The sequence below is a fragment of the Streptomyces sp. NBC_00358 genome (assembly GCF_036099295.1).
In the GTDB taxonomy this organism is placed as follows: domain Bacteria; phylum Actinomycetota; class Actinomycetes; order Streptomycetales; family Streptomycetaceae; genus Streptomyces.
Genome location: NZ_CP107976.1, coordinates 1,138,169 through 1,150,912, shown reverse-complemented (window position 1 = coordinate 1,150,912; position 12,744 = coordinate 1,138,169). Strand labels below are relative to the sequence as shown.

The following is a 12,744-nucleotide window of genomic DNA, read 5'->3' as shown; positions in this document are numbered from 1 at the left end:
CGGGTGATTCTCGCCTTCCGGGGCAGCCCTCAGGGCCGTGGCCGTCGCGTGTTCTGGGGCAGCGTCTGCTCCGTCCAGATCGTCTTGCCCTGCGCGGTGTAGCGGATGCCCCAGTTGTGGCTCATCTGCGCGCAGATGAAGAGGCCGCGTCCGCCCTCGTCGACCGTCCGCGCGTGCCGCAGGCGCGGTGCGGCCCCGCCGGTGTCGCTGACCTCGCAGGTGATCGTGGAGTCCTTGACGAGGCGCAACCGGATCGGTGGCGCTCCGTACCGCACGGCGTTGGTGACCAGCTCGCTGACGATCAACTCCGTGGCGAACGCCACCTCTTCGTCCACGTGCCACTTGGCGAGCAGGTCCCGGGCGTGGTGCCGTGCCGCCGAGGCCGCCGCGGGCACGGAGTCCAGGGACCAGGTGGCGACCTGGTCCGGCGGAAAGGCGCGGGTGCGGGCCAGCAGCAGAAGGACGTCGTGCCGGCCGGAGGTGTGGCCCAGGCGGTAGAGAACGTCGTCCCGCACCTCGTTCAGCGGGCGGTCCAGCCGGGTCAGCGCCTCGCGCAACGGGTCCGGCCCGTCTCCGTCCGGACCCTGCGAGCCCGGGAACGAGGTGGAGCGCAGGGCGAGCACGCTGCCGTCCCGCACGGGCACGGTGGCCGTGGCGAAGGGGGGTCCGTCGTGGTTGCCCAGCAGAGGGCCCGTCGGGATCTCCGGGACGTGCACCACACCGCCGGGGTGGGCGACGACCGGTGCCGGATGACCGGCGGAGGCCATGACACAGACCGCGTGGAGCGGGTCGTGGACCACGTAGACACAGCCGGCCCTGAGCGGCTGCCGGCGCAGGGGATCGCCCGGCGGCAGGGCGGCACGCTCGTCGGCGAGCCGTACGACGGCGTCGTTGAGGCGGGCGAGCAGTTCGTCGGGCTCCAGGTCGAGTGCCGCCAGCGAGTGGATCACCGTCCGGAGCCGGCCCATGGCGGTCGCGGCGTCGATGCCGCTCCCGCTGACCTCCCCGATCGCCAGGGCGGTGCGAGCGCCGGGCAGACCGAAGGCGTCGTACCAGGTACCCGCTCCCGCGTCGGCCGGGACGTGCAACTGCGCGAATTCCATGGCCGTCTGCGAGGGAGGTTCGGGTGGCAGCAGATGGCGTTGCAGCGCTGCCGCGATCGTGTGCTCGTGGGTGTAGCGGCGGGCGTTGTCGAGGCTCAGCGCGGTGTGCGCGGCCAGTTCCTCGGCGACGGCGAGGTCGTTCTCGTCGAACGCGTCGTGCGGTTCCGTGCGGTAGAGGCTCAGCAGTCCGAGCACGGCGCCCCGCAGCGCCAGTGGTGCGGTGAGCAGCAGGCGGGCGCCGGAGGCCCGGATGGCGCGGGCCCGCTCCGGATCCACGTCGAGCCAGGGGGTGCCGCTCTCCAGGGCGACGGCTCGCGGCCTGAGATCGCTGAGCACCTGTGAGTACGGAGTCGGCGAGGGCACGGCACGGACGTCGCCGAGCGGATGGGCCTGCGCCCTGTCGGCGGGGCCCTCGATACGGAAGGCCGCGCGGCGCAACGGGATGTCGCGCCCGAGGGGGCTGAGCGGCGGGTCCTCGCCCCGCACCACCGCGTCGACCACGTCGACCACCGCGATGTCGGCGAAGCCGGGGACCAGCGCGTCCACGAGTTCCTGGCAGGTCGTGACGACGTCCAGGCTCCTCCCCACCCGCTCCCGCACCGAACCGAGCGCCGCGAGCCGTCGTCGGGTGCGCAGGGGCTCGGTGGCCTCGGTCATGGAGACGACCACGCCACGCGCGTACCTCAGCGGGAACGCCGAGAGCTTGGCGCGGCGCTCCGGAGACGACGGGTTCGGGGGATCGAGTCGTACGACGTGGTCGGTGACCGAGGTGCCGGAAGCGAGGACGCCCCGCAGGACGCCTTCGAGATCCTGGTGCGGGGAGGGACGGCACACGTCGGTGACAGGCCGACCGAGCGCTTCGTCCGGCGCGATGCCGCACAACGCGCAGGCCGCCGCGTTGACGCTCAGGACACGCAACTCGGAGTCCAGGACGAAGAAGGCCTCGCGTGTGTCCGGGCCGAGGACGTCGACCATCGCGGTCCGGGTGTCGACGCGGGAGACGCCGTCCTCCGCCTCGAAGACGCCCCACGCCACCGCGCCGTCGGAGAGCGGCACGATCTGGACGCGGAGATCGAGCGGGTTTCCGTCGACGTCGTGGATGCCCACGGGGCCCGATCCGGGTTCGGCGTCGTCGCCGTCGTCCCTGGCGCGGTTCGCGACCACGGTCAGGGCCGTTCGTCCGACGGCCTCGGCGTCCGACCGCAGCCAGATCTCACGTGCCCGGCGACTCCACCGGACGACGACGCCCGCGCCGTCCACGACCATCAGCGGAGTAGCACCGGTCACCGGAATCACCTCTGCTGTGCGTCCGGCTGGGCAGCTCAGCGTCATGGGAAGACTTCGACGGCTGAATCACCGGAGGAGGTCAGGTCGCGAATCATGTCCCGTTCGGTCCATAAAGCACTGATTCTACTAATGTAGGACCTCGCCCATGGCGGGGCGCGTCGGCGTCCGCGTCCCACCGGCGATCAGGCGATCCGGCGAGGCGGACGGATGCCGGGGCCTCGGTCAGCTACCGGGCGGCTGGTGGCCGGTCGGGGGTCCCGGAGTGCGCGGGCCGCCCGGGGGGAGCAGTGATTGCAGCGTCATGTCCGTCAACTGGGCCTCCATGGAGGCCCGTTCGGGAATCACCGCGCTGCGGAGGGGGCGCCCGGCGAGGAGCGAGATCAGCCACCAGGCGGCGGTGTCCGCGCTGATGTCGTCGCGGATGTCACCGGCGCTCTGGCCGCGGCGCAGCAGGCCGGCGAGGGCTTCCGCGAAGTTCTGGTGGATGTTCCGGGCGGCCTCGCCGAGGGCCGGGTCGTGGGCCAGGGCGGCCGCGTCGGCGAAGAGGAAGCCGTGCGCGCCGCGCTGGTGGAAGCGGTCCATGTGGGCCGGGTCCAGGAACGCGGCCAGTACCTCGGGGACGGGGCGTCCGGTGTCGGCGGCCTGGCCCAGGAGCGCGGTGACCGCCGTCGTCACATGGTCCAGCGCCGCCTGGTAGAGGGCCGACTTGGAGCCGAAGTTCTGGAAGACCACGGGTTCCGTGACGCCGACGCGCCGGGCGATGTCGGAGACCTTGCCCCGCTCGTAGCCCGTCTCGGAGAAGACCTCGGTGGCCGCGGCCAGGATCGAGGCGCGCCGCTCCGCGGCGGGCATCCGGGTGCGGGTACGGGCCTTGCCCTGGTGGGCGGAGGTCTTCTCGGTGTCGGTCACACAGGCCATCGTAGGCCCCTTGCGGGTTTTCTTAGTCGGGACTAAGTTAGAGGCGTACTTAGTCGTCGCTAAGTTAAGGAGTGGCTGACATGGCCATCGGACGTCTTATGCAGGGGAAACCGCACGCGGACACCCCGGGGGTGACGATCGGAGCCCCGCGCACGTACGAACTGTGCGGCGCGTTCTGCTTCGCGGGCCGACGCAACCGTGCCTTCACCCGGCTCGCCGCGCTGAGCGGGGCCCAGCGCGGGGACCGCGTACTGGACGTGGGGTGCGGCACCGGGTACCTGACCCGGCGCATGGCGCTCGCCGTCGGACCGGAGGGATCGGTGACGGGGGTCGACCCCTCGCCCTCGGTGCTCGCCTACGCCCGGCGCAAGGACAGGGCCGGACAGGGCGCCGCGTGCGGCTACCGGGAAGGGGTCGCGGAGGACCTCGGCCTGCCGGACGGGTCGTTCGACACCGTCGTCACCAGCTTGATGCTGCACCACCTGCCGGAGGAACTCCGGCCCACCGCCCTCAAGGAGATGTGGCGCGTCCTGCGGCCGGGCGGACGACTGCTGGTCGTCGAGTTCCGACCGCCGAACAGCGCCCTCGGGCGGCATCTGGTGCACGGCGGCCTGGGGCACGCCATGTCCCACAACCGCACCGACCTGCTGGACGGGATCGTCGCCGGCGCGGGCTTCGAGATCCGGGGGACCGGCGACGTCCGCCCCTGGCTGACGTACGTCCAGGGCGCACGCCCGATGTCCGAGGAACCCGTGCCACGGATGGGATAGGACCCCCGCGGCCGCGTCACCGGCCGCCGCCGCACCGAAGGCCCCGGCCGGGTGAACTCCCGTGCTCCGTCGGGGGCGTGGCGGCGGCACGCCCCCCGGACACGCCCCCGGACACGCCCCCCGGACACGCCCCCGGACACGCCCCCCGGACACGCCCCCCGGACACGCCCCCCGGACACGCCCCCCGGACAGGTCCTAGTCCCGGGCCATGTCGGACTCGGCCGAACTCGCCGCCGACTCCGCGCCGTCGACCAGTTTCCGCACATGGGCGAGGTCCGTGGACGTCGGTGCCGGGGAGGCCGGGGCGTTCCCGGTGTCGGCGGGGCCGCCGCACGCGGTCAGGAGCAGCGCGGTCGTGGCGAGAGCCAGGGCCAAGTACCGTGCGCGCATCAGGAGTCGGCTCCCTCGCCGTTGCTCTCGCACCACTTCTCGACGTCCGCCAGATCCTTCTGGCGGCCTTGGAGGGTCGGGACGAGCGAGCGTCGGAAGGTGAGCCGGTCGTTGAGATAGGTCTCGACCGCGGTGTGCCCGGCGGACTTGGCATGGGACACCCGCTCCTCCAGCCGGGCGATGGAACCGCGCTGCGAGGCGTCCCCGTTCAGCCGTTCGAGGATGCGGTCGATCCGCTGGTCGATCTTCGGCGCGCGTTTGCAGAGCGCCTTCGCGCCGTCACCCGTCGGCGCCCCCGACGGCTGCTTCCCCGTGCCGTCGGCCGACGCGGCGCCCGCCGCGCCGAGCAGCGCGCCGACCGCCATCAGCGAGACGACGGTCCTCCTGGTCCGCGATGCCGCCGGCATCCACGGCCTCGACGTACTCGACATGCTCGACTCCTCTTCGTTCGGGGGCGGTTGCCCGCATGTCCGGCACGCTAGGAGTCCTCTTTGTGGAATTCTTGTGGCCGCCCGCCGGCGGTGTCGATCACCCAGTTGCGCTGCGCGGGGAGCGCCGCCTCCGTCCCGGCGCCGCCGCCGAGCAGCGGGAGCACGACCTCGATCCGGGCCCCGGCTCCGCCCGGCGCTCCGAGGACACGGACACGGCCCCGGTGCAGGCCGATCTGCTGGGCGACCAGGGTGAGTCCCAGGCCCGAACCCGGACTGTCCGGCCGGCGCTCGAAGCGTTCGAAGACCTCGCCGCGCCGTTCGGGCGCGATCCCGGGCCCCTCGTCGTCGACGAACAGGACGGCGTGGTCGCCGCTCACGCCCAGCGTGACGCCGACCCGCGCGGGTCGGCCGTCCGAACCGCCGCCGTGCACCAGCGCGTTGATGAGGAGATTGTCCAGGACCGTACGCAGGCCGGGCTCCCAGCCGTACACCCGCAGCCCCGGCGGACAGTCGCCGGTGATGTGCGCGAGCGGATGGCGCCGCCGCTGCTCCCGGACACTCGCCTCGACGACGTCCGCGAGGTCCACCGGACCGAAGGCGTCGGCCTCGACGAGGTCACCGCGACCGAGCTCGCGCAGCATGACCAACAGCCCCAGCAGCCGGGCGTGTTCGCGGCGCAGGTCGTCGAGCACCTCCTCGCGGTCGGGGCCCGGAAGGCCCGGATGCTCGGTCAGGATCTCCAGATTGGTCTGCATGCTCATCAGCGGAGTGCGCAGTTCGTGCGCGGCGGCCGAGGCGAAGGAACGGGCGGTGGCCAGCGCCTCCTCGGTCCTGCCGGCCTGTTCGTCGTAGCGGCTCAGGACCGTCTGGAGCGTGTGCGCCAGATCGTCGACCTCGGTGATCCGCGCCGGCGCGTGATCGAGGCGGGCGGTGCTGGTCCGCGGATCCAGACCGCTCGCGCTGTCCCGCAGCCGCCGCAACGGGCGGCTCGCCCGCCCGGCCACCGCTCCGGCCAGCAGCCCCGACAACGGCGCGGCGAGCAGCGCCACCGTCACCACGCGCCTGCGCACCAGCCGCAGTTGGGTGTCCGCGGCGGTGTCGGGCGCGAACAGCCAGAGCGTGCCGCGTACTCCGGGCCGCGCACCGGACACCCGCGTCGACAGCACCCGCCAGGAGTCCCCGCCGGCCCGCAGGGTTACCGGCACCGGCGCACTCACCGGAAGCGGCACTCCCTGCTCGGGCTGCGGGCCTCCCGTGAAGGTCTCCCCGGGGCCGACCAGCCGGACGCCGACATCCAGGGCGGAAGTGAACAGCCGCCGCTCACGCGCCTGTTCCACTGCCGCCGACCGGTCGGCGGCACTCGCCCGCAGCAGCCCGCGGGCGTCCTTCGCCACCGCCGCCGCGCTCTCCCGCAGGTGCGCGTCCTGCTGGTGGTGCAGATCCGTCGCGACCAGCCGCAGCAGCAACCAGCCCGTGGCCAGCACCAGCACGGGCACGGTCGCCCCGACGGCGAGGGCGATGCGGGTGGACAGCCTCATCGCGCGGCCTCCGGCCCGTCGTCACGCAGCACGAACCCCACGCCCCGTACGGTGTGGATGATCCGGGCCCGCCCCGGTGCCTCCAGCTTGCGCCGCAGATAGCTCACGAACGTGTCCACCGCGTCGGTGCGCACATCGAAGTCGTATCCCCAGACCCGGTCGAGGAGCTGATCGCGGCCGAGCACGATGCCCGCGTTGCGCGCCAGCACATGGAGCAGCTCGAACTCCCGCCGCGTCAGCTCCAGTTGCCGTCCGTCGAGGCTGACCAGGCGGGTCTCGGGATCCAGCGACAGCCCACCCACCCGTACGGTGTCGGTGTCCCTCGGCGGCCGGCGCCGCAGCAGTGCCTGGAGCCGGAGCACCAACTCCTGCAGCGCGAACGGTTTCACCAGGTAGTCGTCGCCCCCGGCCTGCAGGCCCGCGATCCGGTCATGGGTCTCGTCGAGCGCCGAGAGCATCAGGACGGGTACGTCGTTGTCCTCCTCGCGCAGCGTCCGGCAGACGTCGATGCCGCTGAGGTCCGGCATGGAGATGTCCAGCACGATCGCGTCCGGCGGCGTCCGCCGGACCATGGCCAGCGCGGGCCGGCCGCCGTCGGCGAGATCCACCGCGAATCCGCCCAGCCGCAGCCCCCGTTCGAGTGACCGTCGTATCGCCGCGTCGTCGTCGACGACGAGGACCCGGCCCCGGTCTCCGCCCATCACCACACCCCAGCTCCGAGGATCGGGCCGGCCGCACCGGCCCGATTCGTCGCCCATGGTGCACCAGCCGACGCGCCGGTGGACTCGCGCGGTCCACCTGTCCGGCGCCGGGCGCAGGCACGAAAAGGTAACGAAGGATTTTCTGGCCGGTAAGGGTGTGCCCGGACAGCGTAATGTCCCGCATGTCCTGGGTGCTCGTGGGGGAGCGGCCCGGTGTGGGGAGGGGAGTGTCATGGCTGCCATGACGCATCGACGCCCACAATCGGCCGGGGCCGGCTGCTCGCGGCGGTCCTGCCGACCTTCACGCCCGGAAAGCCGTCGCCGTCCGGGGACGACACGCCCGACCGGCCGCGGGGACGACGCACCTTCCGCACCCTCGACGTCACCTCCGCCGACGCACTCTCGGGAACCCGCGCCCAGGCGCAGGACGTGGGCGACCGGCTGCGCGGCGCCCGCTGGACGCTCCAGGACGACGGCACCCTGACGGCCGACCGGGCCGAGGTCCCCGTCCTGCACAGCACGTCCGGCGACGCCACGACACGCGTGCTGACCGGGCGGCGGACGGTACGCACCGACGTCGGTGCGACCACGACGTGGGTGGAGGCCCGTCTCGTCGCCGGCGCGGGCCGGACGGCCCGGCTCGACCTCGTCCGGGCCGCCGCCCGGGCTCTGCGGGTCGTGGTCGACTGCCGGGAGTTCACCTCCACGTCGAGCACCGCCCAGCGCCTGTCGCTGGTCCTCGGCGCGGAGTGACCGGTGTCCTCCCCGTCACCGTCGTGTCACAGCCCTGTGCGTACGTGAACCACGGGCGGCCGTGGCGCGGTCTGTAGCGACGAGTGCCGGTGAGCGACCGGCGCCTGAACATGGCAATCGGGGGACTTCATGCACAACGGGATGCGGTACAGGCCGGGCGTCCGCAGGGCTGCTCTGGCGATGGCGACCCTGTCGGCGGCCACACTTGTGATGACCGCGTGCCAACCGGGCGACGACGGCGCGGGCGCCGGTGCCTCGCCGTCGGGCAAGCGGGCCGGTTCGACGTCCTCGTCCTCGAACTCCCCGAGTCCGGCGGCCTCGTCCGGCGGGACGGGATCGTCGGCCGGCCCCGTGGGCGGCTCCACTCCCAAGGCGCCGGGTTCGGCGTCCGCCACCTCGACCCCCACGACGAAGACGAAGGCCTGCGCCGCGGAGTCCCTGAAGGCGTTCATGTACCAGGCGGCTGTCAGGCCACAGGGCACCGGAACCGGCGCGGTGATCGTCGAGTTCACCAACATGTCGGGCACGTCGTGTGCCATGCGGGGGTATCCGACGGTGGCGGGAGCCGCCAACGGTTCCCCCGAGAAGAACCACCCGCTGGCCGTGACGCCGACGGGCTCCTCGCCCCAGGTGCTGGTCGCGCCCGGCGGGAAGGCCTGGGTGAAGGTGACGTTCGTACAGGTCCAGGGTGAGGGCGACGGCTACTGCGTGTCCGGGGCCGATCCCGTCACCTACCCGACTCTGGTGGTGGCCCTCCCCTCCGGCGGGGCGCACCAACTCGCCCTTGAAGACGGGGTGTTGGCCGAGTGCGACAACAAGGCGACGGTCACCGCGGTCACCGCGGCCAAGCCTGCCTGACCGGTCTCGTGACCGGCCCTGGGTGAAGCCTGTGCATCGGTGACGTACGCATCGGTGACGTACGTATCGGTGTGCGCGGCTAGGGGTGAGCGGCTCGGGTGAGCGGCAGGGGATGGTCTCCGGGGGAACCGTCCGTAGGCTGCCGGACCCGGGCCGCGCCGACTCGGCCCCGGGACGGACGGAGAGTGCCGCACAGGGCCGCCGGACCTACGGAACGGGAACGCTCCATTCCTACGGCACGGGCGAGCCTTGCTCCGTCGGCGGAATACAGGCCGACTCCGGCGCCCGGGACGCATCCGGCGCGGTTCTGTCGCCTGCCGTGTACGGCGTGTCGCGGGCCGTGTACGGCGGGCGCCGACGGCGTGTCGCCTGCCCGGTGGTCCGGGGCCGGGGAATGCGGACGCGGGCTGCGCTGTTACAGCTCACGTAACTGATTGGCATGCGCGAGTCAAGGCTCGTGCGTGGTGGGTGAAGGAGGACCTCATGGCACGCAGCAGCGCGCGCCCCGTCGTCACGCTGAAGTCGACGGCCGGGACCGGCGCCACGTATGTGACGCGCAAGAACCGCGGGAACGACCCCGACCGGCTCGTCCTGCGGAAGTACGACCCGCTGGCCGGGAAGCACGTCGCGTTCCGCGAGGAGCGCTGACCCGACGCCGGACGCGCCCGACGGGCGTACCCGGTGTGTTCGACGACGTACATGCCGTGACGGAGGCGGCCGTGGCTGCCGTGATCGAGGCAGCCGTACCCGCCGTCACGGAGGCCGTGCGCGTGCCGTAAGCGAGGCAGGCGCACCCGCCGCAATCGAGAGGGGAACCACATGAGGCCCGACATCCATCCCGAATCGCGTCCGGTCGTCTTCCGGGACCGTGCCGCGGGCGTCGCATTTCTGACGCGGTCCACCGCGCACTCGGCCAGGACGATCGAGTGGGAGGGCGTCGCCCGTCCCCTCGTCGACGTCGAGATCTCGTCGGCGAGCCACCCCTTCTACACCGGGACCTCACGGGTCCTGGACACCGCCGGCCGGGTGGAGCGCTTCGAGCGCCGCTACGGACGGTCGGATTCGAACCGGCACTGACCGCCGGAGCGCGCCGGGCTAGACGGTCCAGCGGGCCGACAAGTCGGCAAGCCGACGAATTGGCAGGCGTGTCGGCTCGGCGGTTCGAGCACTGGGCGGTTCGACGGTTCGACGGTTCGGCGAGAGGAGAACAGAGTCGTGAAGGTACGCAACTCACTGCGTTCGTTGAAGTCCAAGCCCGGGGCCCAGGTGGTCCGTAGGCGCGGTGTCGTCTTCGTCGTGAACAAGAAGAACCCGCGTCTCAAGGCCCGCCAGGGCTGAGGGCGCATCAGATGAAGGACCCGGTCCGGCGGACGCACAGCGCGTCCGCCGGACCGGCCGCGTACCCTGCGCATCTTGCGTACGTGGCTGCCCGTCCGCGTCCACGGCGGGTCGCCCTACGGGAGCGAACGGTCCGACAGGACGCGGACCACCGGCGCTCCTATGCTGGAACGGTACGACTTCGAGGCCACGCGACCCGGCCGGTTGTCCGGGCCGTCGTCCGGGGCGGATGTCCGGGCCGGCCGTCGGAGGCCGTTGTCCGAGGCGAGGCAGTGACCCGCGACACCACGCACCGGGAGCCCGTGACCGGCGCCGCGGTGGTCCGCGGGTGAGGAATCGTTCCCCTCCGCGTTCCGCGTGTCTTGCCATGTCGTCCGTCAGGACCGGGACGTCTCCCGCGGCGGTCCTTGCGCCGCGGTCCCCGAGGCGGACCCGCATCCCGTGGCCGCGTGCCGTTCGCGCCGCCGTCCCGTCCGCACGCGGGACCCGTCCTCGTCCGCTGGGAGTCGGCCCATGAGGCGTTCGTCCAGGCGATTGCGCAGAGGTGCCGTCACCGCCGTCGTGGTGGGGACGTTCCTGGTACCCGTCGCGGGAGGCGCCGCGTTCGCCGCCCCGGCCTCCGTACCGGTGGCCGCCACCGCGACCGAACCGCCCTCGCCGTCCGGCACGTCGGACGGCTTCCAGGACCTCACCCCGGCCGTGCGGCAGCAACTCGACGACGCCGTACGGAAGGTCATGCGAGAGGCGAACGTGCCCGGGGTGACCGTCGGGCTGTGGGCGCCCCACCAGGCCGGCTACGTGCGTTCGTTCGGGCTCGCCGACAAGAGCAGCGGGCGGCAGATGTCGCCGAATCTGTACATGCGCATCGGCAGCGAGACCAAGACGTTCACCGTGACGGCACTGTTGCAGCTTGTCGACCAGGGCAAGGTCGGCCTCGACGACACGATCGACCAGTACGTCGGCGGTGTGCCGAACGGCGACAAGATCACCCTGCGCGAACTCGCCGGTATGCGCAGCGGGCTCTTCAACTACTCCATGGACCCGGACTTCTTCACGGCGCTGACGTCCGACCCGCGCCGCCCGTTCACTCCTCAGGAACTGCTCGGGTACTCCTTCAAGCACCCCGTGCTGTTCCCGCCGGGCCAGAAGTTCTCCTACTGCAACACCAATCTCATCCTGCTCGGCCTGGTCGTCGAGAAGATCAGCGGCGCTCCGCTCGGACAGTACATCCAGAACAACATCCTGACGCCCGCCGGCCTGAACCAGACCGACTTCCCCGTCGACGCAGCCTTCCCGAGCCCGCACGCGCAGGGCTACACGGACCAGACCGCGAGCGGCAACGTCGAGGAATCGACGAACTGGGATCCCTCCTGGGCCTGGGCGGCCGGAGCGATGATCTCCAATCTGCGGGACCTGCGCGCCTGGGCGCGTACGGTCGCCACGGGTGTCTTCCCCGACGGCAGCACCATGATCAGCCCCGCCACCCAGAAGCAGCGGCTCACCACACCCCCCACAACGATCCCGGGCGCGGGCTACGGCCTCGGCATCTTCGACGTACAGGGATGGATCGGACACAACGGCTCCCTGCCGGGCTACGAGTCGCTGACCGTCTACTTCCCGCCGGCGCACGCGACCCTGGTCGTACTGCTGAACACTGACATCGACCACGAGGGCTCGGAGCCCAGCACCCTCTTCGGTGACGCGATCACGAAGATCGTCACGCCGCAGCACGTCTTCAACCTGCCGGCGCAACCCGCGGCTCACTGACGCGCCGGTCCGCCGGGAGTTACGATCACGATCGTGACGTGCCCTTCTCCGCGGGCGGCCGAATCGCCCGCGGACGGTGGTGCGCCGGAGGTGTTGGATCCGATGCGTGACGGTCGCGCCGGGCGCAGTACTCCGAAGGGAGCCGTTCGTGACCACGGCCAGGGACTTGTTCATCATCACGATGGACAAGGAGCCGGAACGTCCGGTGGGGCAGGGCGACCTGTCGCTCGCCCTCGCCGGAGCCGAGGTGATCGATCTTCTCGCCGGCGAGGCGATCACACTGGACGGTGACCGCATGGTTCCGGCGAGACAGCCGGCGACGGACGACCGGCTTCTGGGGGAGGCGGCGTCCGTGCTGGTGCGACAGGCCCCGTACGAGCGGGTCGAGGACTGGCTGTGGCGCAGGGGCCGGGACCTGTCGGCGGCCTATCAGAGCGACCTCGAACAGACGGGGCAGCTCACCCGGCAGCGGCGGGGCCGACTGCCTTTCGGCGCCAACCGCATGGAGTTGGTGGATTCACCGGCCCGCAGCCGGGCGACGCACCGCTGGGCGGCGGACGAGCCCGTCCTCACGTCCCTCGCCGCGGTGGTCGGAATCCCCGCCGAGCAGACCGAGGACGGCCCGGACGTCGCCGACGACGCCGTGACGACCGTCCTGGCCGCCGTGCACGACGCGGTGATGGAACTGGAAGCCGTCCGCCAGCGCCGAGCCATCGAGAACGCGGCGTTCGCCAACATCTGGCGCGGCGCCTGAGCGGCGTTCGCCGACATCCGGCGCGGCGCCCGAGCGGACTCGGCACGGGGTCCTGCGGGCTCGGAGGGCCGGCCGTCCGGGCGGACTCGGCCACGGGCCCGCCGGGCTGGAGGGCCGGGCGCCGGAGCGCAACCGG

14 protein-coding genes are annotated in these 12,744 nt (G+C 72.2%); 8 read left to right on the top strand and 6 right to left on the bottom strand.

The features are described 5' to 3' along the window. Positions 1–29 precede the first annotated feature (29 nt). Positions 30–2,390 carry a SpoIIE family protein phosphatase gene (locus tag OHT01_RS04820; RefSeq protein ID WP_328551858.1) on the bottom strand — a complete coding sequence of 787 codons (2,361 nt, stop codon included), beginning with the start codon at positions 2,388–2,390 and terminating at the stop codon, positions 30–32. 222 nt (positions 2,391–2,612) lie between these two features. Beyond that, positions 2,613–3,299, bottom strand: a complete 687-nt coding sequence (locus OHT01_RS04815) for a TetR/AcrR family transcriptional regulator (RefSeq protein ID WP_328551857.1) — start codon at positions 3,297–3,299, stop codon at positions 2,613–2,615. A gap of 89 nt (positions 3,300–3,388) precedes the next feature. On the opposite strand from OHT01_RS04815, the gene OHT01_RS04810 reads away from it, so the two are divergent. After that, positions 3,389–4,078, top strand: a complete 690-nt coding sequence (locus OHT01_RS04810) for a class I SAM-dependent methyltransferase (protein ID WP_328551856.1) — start codon at positions 3,389–3,391, stop codon at positions 4,076–4,078. 195 nt (positions 4,079–4,273) lie between these two features. Here the strand turns inward: OHT01_RS04810 and OHT01_RS04805 are convergent, their stop codons facing one another. The 4 genes from OHT01_RS04805 to OHT01_RS04790 are packed head-to-tail and all read right to left on the bottom strand — an operon-like array spanning position 4,274 to position 7,138. Beyond that, the gene (locus OHT01_RS04805) at positions 4,274–4,468 is read right to left on the bottom strand and encodes a hypothetical protein (RefSeq protein WP_328551855.1); all 195 of its coding nucleotides are present in this window, start codon (positions 4,466–4,468) and stop codon (positions 4,274–4,276) included. Beyond that, positions 4,468–4,899 carry a hypothetical protein gene (locus OHT01_RS04800; RefSeq protein WP_328551854.1) on the bottom strand — a complete coding sequence of 144 codons (432 nt, stop codon included), beginning with the start codon at positions 4,897–4,899 and terminating at the stop codon, positions 4,468–4,470. The genes OHT01_RS04805 and OHT01_RS04800 overlap by 1 nt, the downstream gene beginning before the upstream one ends. Positions 4,900–4,946: 47 nt before the next feature. Further along, positions 4,947–6,437 carry a sensor histidine kinase gene (locus OHT01_RS04795; RefSeq protein ID WP_328551853.1) on the bottom strand — a complete coding sequence of 497 codons (1,491 nt, stop codon included), beginning with the start codon at positions 6,435–6,437 and terminating at the stop codon, positions 4,947–4,949. Beyond that, the gene (locus tag OHT01_RS04790) at positions 6,434–7,138 is read right to left on the bottom strand and encodes a response regulator transcription factor (RefSeq protein WP_328558025.1); all 705 of its coding nucleotides are present in this window, start codon (positions 7,136–7,138) and stop codon (positions 6,434–6,436) included. Before OHT01_RS04790 ends, OHT01_RS04795 begins: the two co-directional genes overlap by 4 nt. 213 nt (positions 7,139–7,351) lie before the next feature. Here OHT01_RS04790 and OHT01_RS04785 point away from each other — a divergent pair, with 213 nt between their 5' ends. From OHT01_RS04785 to OHT01_RS04755, 7 genes are all read left to right on the top strand, one after another. Further along, positions 7,352–7,891 (top strand): hypothetical protein, encoded by a 540-nt coding sequence (locus OHT01_RS04785; protein WP_328551852.1) that lies wholly within the window; start codon positions 7,352–7,354, stop codon positions 7,889–7,891. Positions 7,892–8,032: 141 nt separating this feature from the next. Next, positions 8,033–8,749, top strand: coding sequence for a DUF4232 domain-containing protein (locus OHT01_RS04780; RefSeq protein WP_328551851.1), 717 nt, complete (start codon positions 8,033–8,035; stop codon positions 8,747–8,749). Positions 8,750–9,232: 483 nt separating this feature from the next. Beyond that, a complete protein-coding gene (gene rpmG / locus OHT01_RS04775) occupies positions 9,233–9,397 on the top strand; it encodes a 50S ribosomal protein L33 (protein ID WP_328551850.1) in 165 nt (54 codons plus the stop codon). Between the two features lie 171 nt (positions 9,398–9,568). Continuing rightward, positions 9,569–9,826, top strand: coding sequence for a type B 50S ribosomal protein L31 (locus OHT01_RS04770; protein WP_328551849.1), 258 nt, complete (start codon positions 9,569–9,571; stop codon positions 9,824–9,826). 138 nt (positions 9,827–9,964) lie between these two features. Continuing rightward, entirely contained in the window at positions 9,965–10,087 is a 123-nt protein-coding gene (gene ykgO, locus OHT01_RS04765; RefSeq protein ID WP_081220789.1) for a type B 50S ribosomal protein L36, read from the top strand. A gap of 513 nt (positions 10,088–10,600) precedes the next feature. Further along, positions 10,601–11,854 (top strand): serine hydrolase domain-containing protein, encoded by a 1,254-nt coding sequence (locus tag OHT01_RS04760; protein WP_328551848.1) that lies wholly within the window; start codon positions 10,601–10,603, stop codon positions 11,852–11,854. 148 nt (positions 11,855–12,002) lie between these two features. Next, positions 12,003–12,608, top strand: a complete 606-nt coding sequence (locus tag OHT01_RS04755; RefSeq protein WP_328551847.1) for a GOLPH3/VPS74 family protein — start codon at positions 12,003–12,005, stop codon at positions 12,606–12,608. Positions 12,609–12,744: the final 136 nt, after the last annotated feature.